Origin of the sequence: Pseudomonas bubulae, from assembly GCF_037023725.1 — a bacterium.
In the GTDB taxonomy this organism is placed as follows: Bacteria; Pseudomonadota; Gammaproteobacteria; order Pseudomonadales; family Pseudomonadaceae; genus Aquipseudomonas; species Aquipseudomonas bubulae.
In genome coordinates this window covers 265,264-282,231 of sequence record NZ_CP146077.1, presented here as the reverse complement: position 1 = coordinate 282,231, position 16,968 = coordinate 265,264, and the positions used below count along the sequence as shown (strand labels likewise).

Sequence of the window (16,968 nt, the reverse complement as noted above, 5' to 3'; positions counted from 1 at the left end):
TTCATGGCGTAAAAAAACCGGGCAACCCTTTCGGGTGCCCGGTTTTTTATTGCCCGATCACATCCTCAACCGATGGTCATCAGGCTTGCGTTGCCACCCGCAGCAGCGGTGTTGACGCTCAGTGCGCGCTCGATCACCAGGCGTTCCAGGGCGATATTGGTTTCGCCCTGGGACAGGCCCTGTACGCCAACGATGGCGCCTGCGCGTTGTGCCACTTGCTGGCACACGTCACGCAACTGGTCACAGTCGCCGTGGTGCAGGACGGCGTCGAAGATCACTTCGTCCTTGGTCCAGTCCGCGACCAGTGTGATGCGTGGCTGCACCTCTGCAGGCAGGCGGGCCAGCAGGGCCTTGGCCAGTTCACTTTGCGGCAGTACCGCCGAGCTGCCCACGGCCAGAACGGCAGCCAGTTGGGTCAGCAGGTCGCTTTCAACTTCAGCCAGGCACAGCACATGTTCACGCGGCAGAATGGCGTAGCTGTTGCGTTCGCCGGTCGGGCCGTTGAGCAGGCGCGTGATGCCACTTTGCGAGTGTGCAGCGTACTCGGTGCACAGCTCGGCCAGTGCTGGTTGCTGGTTGCTGGTTGCCCAGGCTTGCAGGGCGCTGAGCGGTTTGCTCATGGCCTCGCGGGCCTGGGTGTCCGGTGCGGTCACGGCATCGACCTTGGCGAACGATTGCTCGATTGCATTGCCCGGGCGGGTCGACAGCAGGCGGTACAGGTACAGCGGGCCACCGGCTTTCGGGCCGGTACCCGACAGGCCTTCACCGCCGAACGGTTGCACGCCGACCACTGCACCAACGATGTTGCGGTTGACGTAGACGTTACCGGCGTTGACGTTGTTGACCACCTTGGCAATGGTTTCGTCGATACGGGTATGCACGCCCAGTGTCAGGCCATAACCCGAAGCGTTGATCTGTGCGATCAACTGGTCGATGTCTTTGCGCTTGTAGCGCACCACGTGCAGCACCGGCCCGAAGATCTCGCGTTCCAGCTCGTCAAAGCTTTCCAGTTCAATCAGGGTCGGCATGACAAAGGTGCCGCGTTTACATTCTTCGCTATCGGCGATGGCCATCTGGTACACAGAGCGGCCCTTGTCGCGCATGCCCTGGATATGCTGCTCGATCCCGGCCTTGGCTTCGGCGTCGATCACCGGGCCGATGTCCACGTTCAAGCGCTCGGGGTTGCCCATGCGCGATTCGGCCATGGCACCTTTGAGCATTTCGATGACGCGATCTGCCGAGTCCTCTTGCAGGCACAGTACCCGCAGTGCCGAGCAACGTTGACCGGCGCTGTCGAAGGCCGAAGACACCACGTCGATAACCACTTGCTCGGTCAGGGCCGAAGAGTCGACGATCATGGCGTTCTGGCCGCCAGTTTCGGCGATCAGCGGGATAGGGCGGCCCTGGGCATCCAGGCGACCGGCAATATTGCGTTGCAGCAGGCGGGCCACTTCGGTGGAGCCGGTGAACATTACGCCTTTGACGCGATCATCACCCACCAGGCGTGCGCCGACGGTTTCGCCGCGGCCAGGCAGCAATTGCAGCACGCCTTGCGGGATGCCAGCTTCGAGCAGGATGCGTACGGCTTGTGCGGCAACCAGCGGGGTTTGCTCGGCAGGCTTGGCCAGTACCGGGTTACCGGCAGCCAATGCTGCAGCCACCTGGCCGCTGAAGATGGCCAGCGGGAAGTTCCACGGGCTGATGCAGACCACCGGGCCCAGCGGGCGGTGGGCATCGTTGGTGAAGTCGTTACGGGCCTGCACCGCGTAGTAGCGCAGGAAGTCCACTGCTTCGCGCACTTCGGCGATAGCGTTGGCGAAGGTCTTGCCAGCTTCACGGGCCAGCAGGCCCATCAGTGGCTGGATCTCGCCTTCCATCAGGTCGGCGGCGCGCTCCAGGATCGCAGCGCGCTCGGCGGGCGGGGTGGCCTGCCAGATCGGTGCGGCGCTCAGGGCACACTGGATAGCGTTATCGGCGTCTTCAACGGTGGCTTCTTGTACATGACCCACCACATCACGCAGGTCGGCCGGGTTGAGCACCGCCGCCGGCGCTTCGTTGCTGGAGTCACAACCGAGCATCGGCGCGGCTTTCCAGTCGTTATGGGCCGTGGCCAGCAAGGCGCAGGACAACGACGCCAAGCGGTGTTCGTTGGACATGTCGATGCCGCTGGAGTTGGCGCGTTCGCTGCCATACAGATCACGCGGCAACGGGATGCGCGGGTGCGGCAAGCCGAAGCCGCCTTCGGTCGTGGCCATTTGTTCAATCTGGCTGACCGGATCGGCCACCAACTCGTGGATTGCGATAGTGTGGTCGGCGATACGGTTAACGAACGAGGTGTTCGCGCCGTTTTCCAGAAGGCGTCGCACCAGGTAAGCCAGCAGTGTTTCGTGGGTACCCACTGGGGCGTACACACGGCACGGACGGTTCAGCTTGCCTTCGGCAACCTTGCCTACAACCTGTTCGTAGAGGGGTTCACCCATGCCGTGCAGGCACTGGAACTCGTACTGACCCGGGTAGTAGTTTTGACCGGCAATGTGATAAATCGCCGACAGCGTTTGGGCGTTGTGGGTGGCGAATTGCGGGTAGATGGCTTCTGGTACGGCCAGCAGCTTTTTCGCACAAGCGAGGTAGGACACGTCGGTGTACACCTTGCGGGTGTAGACCGGATAGCCTTCCAGGCCTTCGACTTGGGCGCGTTTGATTTCGCTGTCCCAGTACGCGCCCTTCACCAGGCGGATCATCAGGCGATGACGACTGCGGCGAGCCAGGTCGATCACGTAGTCGATCACATACGGGCAGCGCTTCTGGTAAGCCTGAATCACGAAGCCGATGCCGTTCCAGCCAGCCAGCTGCGGCTCGAAGCACAGGCGCTCGAGCAGGTCGAGAGAGATTTCCAGGCGGTCTGCTTCTTCGGCGTCGATATTGAGACCGATGTCATACTTCTTGGCCAGCAAGGTCAGCGACAACAGGCGCGGGTACAGCTCGTCCATCACGCGTTCGTACTGGGCGCGGCTGTAGCGCGGGTGCAGGGCCGACAGCTTGATGGAAATGCCCGGGCCTTCATAGATGCCGCGACCGTGGGAGGCTTTGCCAATCGAGTGGATGGCTTGCTCATAGGACGCGAGGTACTTTTGTGCGTCATGTTCGGTGAGTGCGGCTTCGCCGAGCATGTCGTAGGAATAACGGAAGCCCTTGGCTTCAAAGCGCGTGGCGTTGGCCAGGGCTTCGGCGATGGTTTCGCCGGTGACAAACTGCTCGCCCATCAGGCGCATGGCCATGTCGACGCCCTTGCGGATCATCGGCTCGCCGCTCTTGCCGATAATGCGGCTCAGGGAGGAGGTCAGGCCTGCTTCGTTGTGCGTCGACACCAGCTTGCCGGTCAGCAACAGACCCCAGGTCGCAGCGTTGACGAACAGCGACGGGCTGTTGCCCAGGTGCGGGTGCCAGTTGCCAGTGCTGATCTTGTCGCGAATAAGGGCGTCGCGGGTGCCTTTGTCCGGGATACGCAGCAGCGCCTCAGCCAGGCACATCAGGGCCACGCCCTCCTGGGACGACAGGGAAAACTCCTGCAGCAAGCCCTGCACGATACCGGCACGGCCGCCGGCGCTCTTCTGGTTGCGCAATTTTTCGGCAATCGAGGCCGCCAGGGTTTGCGTGGCTTCGGCCATAGGGGCTGGCAGTCGCGCCTGCTCCAGCAACATGGGCACTACTTCGGGTTCCGGGCGACGGTACGCCGAAGTAATGGCAGCGCGCAGTACGGACTGCGGCAGGATGCTTTCTGCGAACTCCAGGAAGCATTGATGCGCGTGGTCGGCTTGTACTTCGTCGGCGTCATCGCTGGCAGAACCAGGGATACCGCTCAACTCGGTCAGGGTTGCACCACCCTCGAGTTTTTCCAGGTAATTGAAGATTGCCTGCTTGATCAGCCAGTGTGGCGTGCGATCAATCGAGGTCGCGGCGGCCTTGAGGCGCTCGCGGGTCGGGTCATCAAGTTTGACCCCAAGGGTGGTGGTAGCCATTTTTTTATCCTCATGGGTGCCACATTTGCGTGGCAGCAGCTGGCGGCAAGATTAGCGCTGCGCCGAAACGGGTGCAACTAGGTGCAACCCGTTTTTTTGTGGATTGGTCGACGCTTCGTCAGGAATATTCAGGCGGGGTGAAATCAGTGCCCTGCTGTGGTGCTTTCTGTTTGGTTTGGTAGGGTCTTTGCTCCGAAAAGGCGCAAAAACTCCGAATTGAGACGAAAAGGCGACAAGGTGCAACTTGGCTCGCAGAAACTGGTTGCACCCGATTTGCTTTGTTGCATAGCATTCGCGCCCAAGGTGCAACCTCCTACAGAAGATTGGTTCATCGGCTGATGGATTTCCTGGGGAAACATCAGTCATAAATGCGCGGCAGGGTTAATCGTCTCAAACAGGACGTTTGTGAGCGTACGGCCAGACCGCCGCTAAACATAAAAACAATGCCAGGGCTTTATCAATGAGTGTTAGTAACCCAACCCTGATCACGTTCGTGATCTATATTGCGGCAATGGTGCTGATTGGCCTGATGGCTTATCGCTCCACCAACAACCTTTCTGACTATATTCTCGGTGGCCGTAGCCTGGGCAGCGTTGTCACTGCATTGTCCGCCGGTGCCTCCGACATGAGCGGCTGGTTGTTGATGGGTTTGCCGGGTGCGATCTACATGTCCGGCTTGTCGGAAAGCTGGATCGCCATCGGTCTGGTGACCGGCGCTTACCTGAACTGGCTGTTTGTTGCCGGTCGCCTGCGGGTACAGACCGAGCACAACGGTGATGCGCTGACCTTGCCGGATTACTTCTCCAGCCGTTTTGAAGACAAAAGCGGTTTGCTGCGGATCATCTCGGCCATCGTGATTCTGGTGTTCTTCACCATCTACTGCGCTTCCGGCATTGTGGCCGGCGCCCGTCTGTTCGAAAGCACCTTCGGCATGTCTTACGAATCCGCCTTGTGGGCCGGTGCTGCGGCGACCATCGCCTATACCTTTATCGGTGGGTTCCTGGCAGTGAGCTGGACCGACACGGTTCAAGCCACCCTGATGATCTTCGCGCTGATCCTGACGCCCATCATCGTGCTGCTGGCCACGGGTGGCGTAGACACCACGTTCCTGGCCATCGAGGCCAACGACCCAAGCAACTTCGACATGCTCAAGGGCACGTCCTTCATCGGCATCATCTCGCTGATGGGCTGGGGTCTGGGTTACTTCGGTCAACCGCACATTCTGGCGCGTTTCATGGCCGCTGATTCGGTCAAGTCGATCGCCAAGGCGCGTCGCATCTCCATGACCTGGATGATCCTGTGCCTGGCCGGTACGGTCGCTGTAGGCTTTTTCGGTATCGCTTACTTCTCGGCACACCCTGAAGTGGCCGGGCCGGTGACCGAAAACCCAGAGCGCGTATTCATTGAACTGGCCAAGCTGCTGTTCAACCCGTGGATTGCCGGTGTGCTGCTGTCGGCCATTCTGGCTGCGGTCATGAGTACCCTGAGCTGCCAGTTGCTGGTGTGCTCCAGTGCCCTGACCGAAGACTTCTACAAGTCCTTCCTGCGTAAAAATGCCTCCCAGCTGGAACTGGTATGGGTTGGCCGGATCATGGTGCTGGTGGTTGCACTGATCGCCATTGCACTGGCCTCCAACCCGGAGAACCGTGTGCTGGGTCTGGTGAGCTACGCGTGGGCAGGTTTCGGTGCTGCGTTCGGTCCAGTAGTACTGATCTCTGTACTGTGGAAAGGCATGACCCGTAATGGTGCATTGGCCGGTATTCTGGTCGGTGCCATTACCGTGATCGTGTGGAAGCATTTCGCCTTGTTTGGCCTGTACGAAATCATCCCGGGCTTTATCCTGGGCAGCCTGGCCATTGTGCTGGCAAGCCTTGCGGGCAAAGGCCCAAGCAAAGGCATGATCGAGCGTTTCGACGCTGCTGAAAAAGACTTCCAGCAAAACAGCTGATCAGAGAAGCGCTTGCGCTGACCTTGAAGTGTTCAAAAACGGCCCGTCTCCAGGTGAGACGGGCCGTTTTTTTTGCCTGGGCGTTGCTCACCGTATCTCGGAAAAAACGCCCGCGACCTGACGTCAGGTTGCGTACAAGGTAAACTTCGCCTCCTGCGCAGGAGCAACCATGAACTATCGTCACGCCTTCCACGCCGGCAACCACGCCGACGTCTTCAAACATATCGTCTTGACCCGCCTCATCGCCCTGATGTCGCGCAAAGAGCAGCCTTTTGCCTATCTCGATACCCACGCCGGTATTGGTCTGTACGACCTCAAGGGCGATCAGGCCAACCGCACGGGCGAGTACCTTGAAGGCATTGCACGGTTGTGGGGGCAGAAAGACCTGCCTGCAGTGACTGATGACTACATGCAAGTACTGCACAAGATGAACCCGGATGGCGAGTTGCGCTATTACCCGGGCTCGCCGGAGTGGGCGCGACGCCTGACCCGTTCCCAGGACCGTGTGCTGTTGAACGAGAAACACCCCGAAGACGGTGTATTGCTCAAAGACAACATGAAGGGTGATCGCCGCGTAGCGGTGCATTTGGGCGAAGGCTGGCATGTGCCGCGTGCTTTGCTGCCGGTGGCTGAGAAGCGTGGCTTGATGCTGATCGACCCGCCGTTCGAGAAACTCGACGAAATGAAGCGCTGCGCCGAATCGTTGAAAGACGCGATCAGTCGCATGCGCCAGACCGTTGTAGCGATCTGGTATCCGATCAAGGACAAGCGCCAGTTGCGTCGTTTCTATCAGGACCTGGCAGGTTCAGGTGCACCGAAGTTGCTGCAGGTGGAGTTGTTCGTGCATCCGCTGGATACGCCCAACAGCCTCAATGGTTCGGGCCTGGCGATCGCCAACCCGCCTTGGGGTCTCGAAGAAGAGCTGCGCGAACTGTTGCCGTGGCTGGCCAAAAAACTGGGTCAAACCCAGGGTGGCTGGCAGATGGAATGGTTGATTGCGGAAAATAGCTGAAAACCAATGTGAGAGCGGGCTTGCTCGCGATCGAGGCGATGCGGTGTAACAGAAACACCGAGTCGCTTGCATCGCGAGCAAGCCCGCTCCCACCGTTTTTTGTGCTACATCAAATCGGGCAGGTCACACCGGTGCCGCCGATACCGCAATAACCCTGCGGGTTTTTCGCCAGGTACTGCTGGTGGTATGCCTCGGCGAAGTACACCGTTGGCGCCTGGTCGATTTCAGTGGTGATGGTGCCCAGCCCGGCCTTGTCCAGTTCCGCCTGGAACACCTTCTTGCTTTCCAGTGCCTGCTCAAGCTGTTCAGGGGTGGTGCAGTAGATCACCGAGCGATACTGGGTGCCGATGTCGTTGCCCTGGCGCATGCCCTGGGTGGGGTTGTGCAGTTCCCAGAACATGGCCAGCAATTGCTTGTAGCTGACCACTTCCGGTTCGTAGACCACCAGCACCACTTCGGTGTGGCCGGTCAGGCCCGAGCAGACTTCTTCGTAGGTCGGGTTCGGCGTGTAGCCGCCCGCATAGCCCACTACGGTGCTGACTACGCCTTCGCGCTCCCAGAACTTGCGTTCTGCGCCCCAGAAGCAACCCAGGCCAAAAATCGCGAAGTCCACGTTCATCGGGAACGGGCCAAGTAGCGGCTGGCCGGTGACGTAGTGGGTTTCCGGCAGTTGTACGTGAGTTTCACGGCCGGGCAGGGCTTGTTCTTTAGTGGGTAGCACGTTTTTATTCACCAGGATTTCCGAGCGCAAGACCATGTTTCATGTCCTCTCAGTCAGAGTGTAGGAAGTCAGGCTGCTAGTGTGCCCGAGTGTTACGGCGCTGTCAGGCCAGTGGGCCACGCGGGTAGCGTTTGAGTTTTTCTATCAGTTCGCTGCCGGGGATAGGTCGGTCGAACAGATAACCCTGGCCTACATCACAGCGATGGCGGCGCAGGAATGCCAACTGTGCAGCGGTTTCTATGCCCTCGGCAACCACTTTGAGCTTGAGGTTGTGGGCCATGGCAATCACGGCGGAGGTGATTTCCATGTCGTTCTGGTTGTCGGGGATGTCTTTGATAAAGCTGCGGTCGATCTTGATGATGTCGATCGGAAATTTTTTCAAGTAGCTGAGCGATGAGTAGCCGGTGCCGAAATCGTCCATGGCCAGGGTCAGGCCCAGTTTTTTCAGTTGGTCGAGTTGCAGGCGGGTGTCGTCGGTGGCTTCCAGCAGCAAGCCTTCGGTCAGCTCCAGCTCCAGCAGCGCAGCCGGTAACTGTTCTTCCTTGAGGATACTGGCAATCGAGGCAACCAGGTCCGGGTCGGAAAACTGCTTGGGCGACACGTTGATCGCTACTTGCAGACTGCCCAGCCCGGCCAGGCTCAGTTGCCGGCTCATCCGGCACGCCTGGCGGGCGACCCATTTGCCGATAGGGATGATCAGCCCGGTTTCTTCGGCCACGCTGATGAACTGATCGGGGCGGATCATGCCGTTTTTAGGGTGGTTCCAGCGCAGCAGGGCTTCCATGCCCAGCAGTCGTCCGGTACGCAGGCACAGCTTGGGCTGGTAGAACACCTCAAGTTCGTTCTGGGTCAGGGCGCGGCGCAGGTTGTTTTCGACAAACAGTTTGTAGCTGGCTTCGGCATTCAGGGCTTCGGTAAATACCTGCACCTGGTGCTTGCCGCAGGCCTTGGCCTTGTGCAGCGCCAGGCCTGCGTTGCGCATCAGGGTTTGCGGATCCCGGCCATGCAAGGGCGCACAGGCTACCCCGACCGAGCCGGTGACGCTGATCAGCTGGTTATCGACGAACATCGGCTTGTCGAGGGTCATCAGCAACTGGCTGGCAATTTGCTGTCCGGTCGTCAGGTCAGTATCGTCCAGCAATACCGCGAATTCGTTACTGGCAAAGCGCGCCAGCCCATCGCTGGCGCTCAGGCTGTTGCGCAGGCGCCGGGCCAGGCTGATCAGCAGCTTGTCGCCGGTCTGGTGGCCAAGGCTGTCATTGATGCGCTTGAAGTTGTCGATGTCCACCAGCAACAGGCACACCGGCGTGTTGCTGTTGCGGGCGAAGCGTTCATCGAGGTTGCGGATAAAGGCCGGGCGGTTGCCCAGGTTGGTCAGGTTGTCGGTGTAGGCCAGGCGTTCGATGCGCTGCTGCGCCAGCTTGGCCTCGGTGATGTCTTCATAAATACCGATGTAGTGGGTCAGCTCACGGTTGTCGCCATACACCTTGGAAATCGACATCTGCCCCCAGTAGGGTTCCAGGTTTTTGCGTCGGCTCTTGAATTCACCCTGCCAGCTGTTGCCTTTGCTCAGGCTGGAGTGAGCATCGAAGAGCAGTTCGCTGAGGTTTTCCAGAGCGGGCAGCTCGGACAGTTTATGGCCCTGGACTTCCTCGGTGCTGTATTGGGTGATGGCGGTAAAGCTGGGGTTTACGTACTCCACCACGCCATCGCAGTTGACCAGCAAAAAGGCGTTGGCACTTTGTTCGACAGCGCGCTGGAACAGGTGCAGGGCGTTGGTGGCGGCGCGGCGGTTGTGGTTGTTGATGACTTGGGCAAACTGGTCGGCCAGCTCGCCGGCGAAGGCGATTTCGTCCGCTTGCCAGGCGCGGGTTCTGCCGACCTGCTCCAGGCACAGGACGCCCACCACCTGACCGTCGATGCGGATACCTGCGTCGAGCATGGCATTGGCTTCGTGCCGGCCCAGGCTGGCCACCAGTTCGCGGGTGCGCGGGTCGCGGCTGGCGTTCGGCGCGTCGATCGAACGGCTGGTGTGCAAGGCTTCCAGGTAGTCGGGGAAATGGCTGGCATCGAAGATGTCTTGCGCGACATGGGCCTGGGTCTCGCGTTCGAACGCCGAAACAGGCAGCAACCGGTTGCCTTCAAGATTCCACAGGCTGGCACCATCGATTTGATAGATATCGCAGGCGCTGCGGGTGATCAGCTCGGCGGCTTCTTGCAGCGAATTGTGCTGGCTGTAGCGATGGCGGGCGAGGCGCAGGATCAAGTCCTGCTGGGCACGCACGCGCTCCAGATGCTGAAGTTGATCCGCCTGGGTACGCTGGTTGAGCGCCAGGGCGATCTGCAGGCGGCTGTTTTGTGTTTCAAGTTCGGCCACCGGGGCGGGCGAAGGGCTGGCAGCGCTGTCTTCAATGGCCAGCAGATAGCCGCGCAAAAAATGTCGATTGTGCTGTTTGTAGGCCTCGCCCAGCTCCATCAGGTTCAGTGGGCCCAGGGCGGTGTGCAGGGTGTAATGCACAACGTAGTGGTGGCTGGTCCTGAGCTGATGCTCGATTGCATCGTGCAGGTGATAGCGGGCGCGGGGTTCCATCAGACTGGCGTAGGGCGAGCCAACCAGCGCGCACAAGTCTGCCGCGGGCATGCCGAATTGGCGCTCGCAGTGCGGGTCGAGATAGAGCATGGCCCAGCTGGCTTCATTAAGCCGTTCGAAACGCAGCATGCCGAGCCTGGAAGGTACGGGGAGCTGGGTCACGACCTCGGCTGCCAGGCGCGGGGCAGCATCAGGCTGGCTTTTCATTGGGGCACTCGCTTCACAAATGCGGATTGCGCACAGGCTGTCACCCTGTCTCTGTGGTAGACGGCAAGGTTGCATCATGCTCGGCGTGCTGACAAGTGAACATAAAGGCTAAGTGCTATAAGGGCTTATCGGCCGGTCGGGGATTTCCTGCAGGCCGATCGGCAAGGTTTGCAGCTTATTTAAGCTCAACAGTTGCGGACTCGATAATCCGGCCCTTTTTATTGTGAAAATCAACCTTGAGTTGTTGGCCGCTAATGCTCAGGCAGACGAAGTTGTCTTCGCTGACCACTCGACTGTTGAGCTTGAGTGAGTAAGTGCCTGTGCCCACGCTGGTCAAGGGGGCGTTGACGAGCAGGTCTCTGACATTCGCGTACGGCAGCAGTCTGGTATTGCACAGGGGTGAGGACACCACGCTGTGTACGATAAAGTCCGGGCTTTTGTCGTGGGTCAGATGACAGCAGAGCGAGCCATGAATATCGCCCGACACGAACACCACGTTCTTGATGGCGTTGCTGCGAATGGTTTCGAGGATGCGGTTGCGCTGCGCCGCAAAGGCCTTCCAGCCGTCATTGTCGCGCCGTTGGTCGGGCATAAGCATGACGCTGCTGACGATGAACTTGACCCTGGCGTTGCTGTTGATCAGCCATTTGAGCAGTGCCTGTTCCTGAGTGACGCCGATCATGCGTTTGTCACGCCCCGTAAGGGTGCGCTCGGTGCGGCAATCCATGACGAACCAGTCGATGTCAGCGTTGGCAAACCTGTACCAGTAGCGGGACAGGTTGCGGTTGATGCGCCCGTCGGGCAGCAGGTCGTGGGCCGGGCCATGGCTGCACTGGTAAGCCTCGTAAGCTCTCATGGCGTTGTTGTAGAGCGTTTTATCTCCGGTATCCCGATTGGCTGGCCAGTTATCTTCGATTTCATGGTCGTCGAGGATCATGTAGGTCGCAGTGCCTGCCATTAGCTTGCGGATATGGGGTTGTGTGAAAGCGGCGCGGTATTTTCGGGTGATGCTGGAGTAGTCGCGGTCCGGGGCCACAATATTCAGGTCATCGACATACACCTGATCGCCGGCCATCACCACAGCATCAATGCTTTGCTGGCGGGTCAGTGCATGGATGTTGCCGAAGATTTCGTCCCCTAGGTGCGGAGCAGAAGGGATGCCTGCCGTGAGCCTGAGGTAGCGGCAAGAGCCAACGACATATCGGCGAGTACGGTTGCGTGCAGTTGAGTCGGTCTTGAAGCTGTATACCGTGGCAGGCCATTGAAGCGGGATCTGCTTGACGGTTTCAGTCGTGTGCCCGGGGTTTGCGGTGGCGAACCAGCCAGCCTGGTATTCGTAGCGGGTATCACTGTGCAGAGTGTTCAAGACCAGCGTATCGGACATGTCGAACTCAGGGCTCAGTCTTGAAAACACACCGACAGACCACTGGCTGTCGCCAGCCTTGCGATGCCGGATACCGGCGAAGACGGCGTTGTTTTTGTCGAGTTCGCCGCGGACAAAAATGCGCGCGTGCTGTGAAGTGGTAAAGCCCACTATCGGGCCAACGGTGGGTGGGATCACATCGAAATCCTTTCTGATGTTTGGGCGATGGCAATCGCGTGGTTCAATTCCTTTGGTTAACGGTAGAAAAGGTTGGGTGGTTGACCCATTCATGGATTCAGCGCTGGGTGTAGTGCTTGAAGGGCAGCGAGTGTCAGAAAAGCCCCTCACCCTAGCCCTCTCCCAAAGGGAGAGGGGCCTAAGCGCACGCAACTTCAAAAACACCGCCAATCAGCTCCCTCTCCCTCCGGGAGAGGGTTGGGGTGAGGGGCTCTTCAAATCGCAGGCAAAAAAAAGCCCCGCCAAATGGCGGGGTTGAGGTACGAGCGTGGCGCTCGGAAAACAGTGCGCTACCCCGGCCTTCAGTGACGAAGGCCGGGGCGTGGCTTACAACAGGATAGTGCGGATGTCGCCCAGCAACTGGCTCAGACGCTGGGTGAAGCGTGCAGCAGCAGCGCCGTTGATCACGCGGTGATCGTAGGACAGAGACAGTGGCAGCATCAGCTTCGGCTGGAAGGCTTTACCGTCCCAGACTGGCTGGATGGTTGCCTTGGATACGCCGAGGATCGCCACTTCCGGTGCGTTGACGATCGGCGTGAAGCCGGTGCCGCCAATGTGACCGAGGCTGGAAATGGTGAAGCACGCGCCTTGCATGTCGTCAGCGGTGAGCTTCTTGTCACGGGCCTTGGCGGCCAGTGCAGCGGCTTCAGCAGCCAGTTGCAACAGGCTCTTCTGATCAACGTTCTTGATCACAGGTACCAGCAGGCCATCCGGGGTGTCAACGGCGAAGCCGATGTTGACGTACTTCTTGCGGATGATCGCTTTGCCGCTTGGCGCCAGCGAGCTGTTGAAGTCCGGCATTTCCTTGAGCAGGTGCGCGCAGGACTTGAGCAGCAGAGGCAGTACGGTCAGTTTCACGCCGGCTTTTTCTGCGACGGCTTTTTGCGCGACGCGGAAGGCTTCCAGCTCGGTGATGTCAGCCTGGTCGAACTGAGTCACGTGCGGAATGTTCAGCCAGCTGCGGTGCAGGCTCGACGCGCCGATTTGCATCAGGCGGGTCATGGCCACTTCTTCCACTTCACCGAAACGGCTGAAGTCGACAGCAGGGATCGGCGGAATGCCAGCACCACCGGTTGCGCCGGCGGCCGGTGCTTCCTTGGCTTTTTGCATCATGGCTTTGACGTGCGCCTGCACGTCTTCCTTGATGATACGGCCGTGCGGGCCGCTCGGAGTGACTGCACTCAGCTCGACGCCGAATTCGCGGGCCAGTTGACGCACGGCAGGGCCGGCGTGAACCTTGCCACCTTTTGGCGCAGGCGCGGCGGCCGGGGCAGGAGCAGCCTCGGTTTTCGCAGCAGGTGCCGGGGCTGCAGGTGCTTCAGCTTTTGCCGGTGCTGGAGCAGCAGCGGCCTGGGCAGGAGCAGCAGGTGCCGCAGCGCCTTGAACCTTGAGCTTGAGGATAAAGTCGCCAGTGCCGACTTCGTCATCCAGCTTGACCGAAATACTCTCAACCACACCGGCGGCTGGCGATGGAATTTCCATGCTGGCCTTGTCGGACTCGAGAGTGATCAAGGATTGATCAGCCTCAACGGTATCGCCGGCCTTGACCAGGATTTCGATGATTTTAGCTTTGCCCGACGAGCCGATATCCGGGACATGAATGTCCTGGATGGTAGCAGCGGCAGGTGCAGCCGGGGCCGCAGGGGCCTCGGCAGCAGGAGCAGCAGGTTTTTCGGCCGCAGCAGGAGCTGCAGCAGGGGCCGGTGCTTCAGGCGCCGCAGCGGCGCCCTCGGCTTCCAGTTCCAGCAGTTCGTCGCCTTCTTTCAGGCGGTCGCCCAGCTTGATCTTCAGGCTCTTGACGATACCGGCCTTGGGAGCAGGGATTTCCATGCTCGCCTTGTCCGATTCCAGGGTCAGGATGCTCTGATCGGCTTCGATACGGTCGCCGACTTTTACAAACAGCTCGATGACTTCACCGTCGCCGCTGCCGATGTCAGGTACTCGAATGAGTTCGCTCACAAATATTCTCCTCAGCAGTCCAGTGGGTTGCGTTTTTCCGGGTTGATGCCGAACTTGACGATGGCTTCTGCCACCACTTTAGGTTCGATATCGCCACGGTCAGCCAGTGCTTCCAGGGCTGCCAACACCACGAAATGACGGTCTACTTCAAAGAAGTGACGCAGTTTTTTGCGGCTGTCGCTGCGGCCGAAACCGTCAGTGCCCAGCACTTTGAATTCCTTGACCGGTACCCACTGGCGAATCTGTTCGGCGAACAGCTTCATGTAGTCGGTAGAGGCAATCACCGGACCTTTACGGCCAGTCAGGCACTCTTCAACGTAGCTCAGCTGAGGCTTCTGGCCAGGGTGCAGGCGGTTGTGACGCTCTACGGCCAGGCCGTCGCGACGCAGTTCGTTGAAGCTGGTAACGCTCCATACGTCAGCGCCGATGTTGAACTGTTCACGCAGGATGATCGCCGCTTCACGGACTTCACGCAGGATGGTGCCGGAGCCCATCAGCTGAACGTGGTGCGCCGCTTCCTTGGTGTCTTCCTCGAGCAGGTACATGCCCTTGACGATGCCTTCCTCGACACCGGCCGGCATGGCTGGCTGCTGGTAGGACTCGTTCATGACGGTGATGTAGTAGAAGACGTCCTGTTGCTCTTCGGTCATCTTCTTCATGCCGTCCTGAATGATCACCGCCAGCTCATAGCCGTAGGTCGGATCAAAGGTGCGGCAGTTCGGGATGGTACCGGCCAGGATGTGGCTGTGACCGTCTTCGTGCTGCAGGCCTTCACCGTTGAGCGTGGTACGCCCGGCGGTGCCGCCGATCAGGAAGCCACGGGTGCGGCTGTCGCCAGCGGCCCAGGCCAGGTCGCCAATACGCTGGAAGCCGAACATCGAGTAGAAGATGTAGAACGGCAGCATCGGCTGGTTGTGGTTGGAGTACGAAGTACCGGCGGCGATGAAGGAGCTCATGGCGCCTGCTTCGTTGATGCCTTCTTCGAGGATCTGACCTTTTTTGTCTTCGCGGTAGAACATCACCTGGTCTTTATCGACTGGCTCGTAGAGCTGGCCGACAGAGGAGTAGATGCCCAGCTGGCGGAACATGCCTTCCATACCGAAGGTACGGGCTTCGTCCGGGATGATCGGAACGATGCGCGGGCCGATTTCCTTGTCCTTGACCAGCTGCGCGAGGATCCGCACGAAAGCCATGGTGGTGGAAATTTCACGGTCGCCGGAGCCGTCAAGGATGGCCTTGAGGGTTTCCAGTGGCGGGGTCGGAATGCTGATGCTCTGTGCGCGGCGCTGAGGTACGAAACCGCCCAGTGCGGCACGGCGCTCGCTCAGGTAACGGGCTTCGGCGCTGCCTGCTTCCGGTTTGAAGAACGGCAGGTTTTCGATTTCGTCGTCTTTGACCGGGATGTCGAAACGATCGCGGAACAGCTTCAGGCTTTCAACATCAACCTTCTTGGTGTTGTGCGCGGTGTTTTTCGCTTCGCCGGCGCCGGTGCCATAACCCTTGATGGTCTTGGCCAGGATAACGGTTGGCTGGTCTTTGTGGTTGACCGCTTCGTGGTACGCCGCGTAGACCTTGTACGGGTCGTGGCCGCCACGGTTGAGCTTCCAGATCTCGTCATCGGACAGATCGGCAACCATCGCCTTGAGTTCCGGCGTATTGAAGAAGTGTTCACGTACGAACGCGCCGTCTTTGGCTTTGTAGTTCTGGTACTCGCCGTCGATGACTTCGTCCATGCGACGTTGCAGGATACCGTCGACGTCTTTGGCCAGCAGCGGGTCCCAGAAACGGCCCCAGATGACTTTGGTTACGTTCCACTGAGCGCCGCGGAACACGCCTTCGAGTTCCTGGATGATCTTGCCGTTGCCGCGAACCGGGCCGTCGAGGCGCTGCAGGTTGCAGTTGATGACGAAGATCAGGTTGTCGAGGTTTTCACGGCCTGCCAGGGAGATTGCGCCCAGGGATTCCGGCTCGTCGCACTCGCCGTCGCCCAGGAAGCACCAGACTTTCTGGCCAGCAGGGATGTAGCCACGGGCTTCCAGGTACTTCATGAAGCGCGCCTGGTAGATCGCCTGGATCGGGCCAAGGCCCATCGATACGGTCGGGAACTGCCAGAAATCAGGCATCAGCCAAGGGTGCGGGTAGGACGACAGGCCCTGACCGTCCACTTCCTGGCGGAAGTTGTTCATTTGTTCTTCGCTGATGCGGCCTTCCATGAACGCACGGGCGTAAACGCCTGGCGAGGTGTGACCCTGGAAGTAGATCAGGTCGCCGCCGTGTGCGTCGGTCGGGGCCTGGAAGAAGTAGTTGAAGCCGATGTCATACAGGGTTGCGCTGGAAGCGAAGCTGGAGATATGACCGCCCAGGTCAGAATCTTTCAAGTTCGTGCGCATCACCATGGCCATGGCGTTCCAGCGTACCAGCGAGCGAATGCGGCGTTCCATGAACAGGTCGCCAGGCATGCGTGCTTCGTGGGTTACGGGAATCGTGTTGCGATAAGGCGTGGTGATGGCATACGGCAGCTGCGAACCGGTGCGGGTAGCGAGCTCACCCATACGGGTCATCAGATAGTGAGCGCGGTCTTCGCCTTCTTTGTCGAGAACCGATTCCAGGGCGTCCAACCATTCCTGGGTTTCGACGGGATCGAGGTCTTGCATGGCTTGCTCCAGGGCGGATAGGCTTCCAGAATCGGTTGCCTGAGTTTGCGACTGGCCTTGTGGGCAGACGACATAAATTCTTGGATGGCCGGAGGTTGATTCCAGCGGCGTGTAGTTTTACTACAAATCGTCGGCCATTTCAGCCTTTCGAGTGTGTCATGCAGTAGTAAAACTACAGGAATGGTCCTGATGGCCACCTGTTTCGTTGTGCGAAAAATCGATATTGTTGGTGCTTTTATCTGCAATAAGCCGGTGATC

At 59.5% G+C, this 16,968-nt stretch carries 8 protein-coding genes; 2 read left to right on the top strand and 6 right to left on the bottom strand.

Features of this window, described 5'->3' with window-relative positions:
* Nucleotides 1–65: 65 nt before the first annotated feature.
* Nucleotides 66–4,019, bottom strand: coding sequence for a trifunctional transcriptional regulator/proline dehydrogenase/L-glutamate gamma-semialdehyde dehydrogenase (gene putA / locus V6L81_RS01250; protein ID WP_095017706.1), 3,954 nt, complete (start codon nt 4,017–4,019; stop codon nt 66–68).
* 460 nt (nt 4,020–4,479) lie between these two features.
* Here putA and putP point away from each other — a divergent pair, with 460 nt between their 5' ends.
* Together putP and V6L81_RS01240 are read left to right on the top strand one after the other, a co-directional pair.
* Nucleotides 4,480–5,967: a sodium/proline symporter PutP gene (gene putP, locus V6L81_RS01245; RefSeq protein WP_095000897.1), complete on the top strand. Its 1,488-nt coding sequence runs from the start codon at nt 4,480–4,482 to the stop codon at nt 5,965–5,967.
* Between the two features lie 169 nt (nt 5,968–6,136).
* Nucleotides 6,137–6,979 carry a 23S rRNA (adenine(2030)-N(6))-methyltransferase RlmJ gene (locus V6L81_RS01240; RefSeq protein WP_095000898.1) on the top strand — a complete coding sequence of 281 codons (843 nt, stop codon included), beginning with the start codon at nt 6,137–6,139 and terminating at the stop codon, nt 6,977–6,979.
* Nucleotides 6,980–7,088: 109 nt separating this feature from the next.
* On the opposite strand, the gene msrA is transcribed toward V6L81_RS01240, so the two are convergent.
* From msrA to aceE, 5 genes are all read right to left on the bottom strand, one after another.
* The gene (msrA, locus tag V6L81_RS01235) at nt 7,089–7,736 is read right to left on the bottom strand and encodes a peptide-methionine (S)-S-oxide reductase MsrA (protein WP_338660429.1); all 648 of its coding nucleotides are present in this window, start codon (nt 7,734–7,736) and stop codon (nt 7,089–7,091) included.
* A gap of 67 nt (nt 7,737–7,803) precedes the next feature.
* Nucleotides 7,804–10,497, bottom strand: coding sequence for an EAL domain-containing protein (locus V6L81_RS01230; RefSeq protein WP_095000900.1), 2,694 nt, complete (start codon nt 10,495–10,497; stop codon nt 7,804–7,806).
* Between the two features lie 175 nt (nt 10,498–10,672).
* Nucleotides 10,673–12,058: an alkaline phosphatase D family protein gene (locus V6L81_RS01225; RefSeq protein WP_138738622.1), complete on the bottom strand. Its 1,386-nt coding sequence runs from the start codon at nt 12,056–12,058 to the stop codon at nt 10,673–10,675.
* 366 nt (nt 12,059–12,424) lie between these two features.
* Nucleotides 12,425–14,056, bottom strand: a complete 1,632-nt coding sequence (aceF, locus tag V6L81_RS01220) for a dihydrolipoyllysine-residue acetyltransferase (RefSeq protein WP_095000902.1) — start codon at nt 14,054–14,056, stop codon at nt 12,425–12,427.
* Nucleotides 14,057–14,067: 11 nt separating this feature from the next.
* The gene (gene aceE / locus V6L81_RS01215) at nt 14,068–16,710 is read right to left on the bottom strand and encodes a pyruvate dehydrogenase (acetyl-transferring), homodimeric type (protein WP_095000903.1); all 2,643 of its coding nucleotides are present in this window, start codon (nt 16,708–16,710) and stop codon (nt 14,068–14,070) included.
* Nucleotides 16,711–16,968 lie beyond the last annotated feature (258 nt).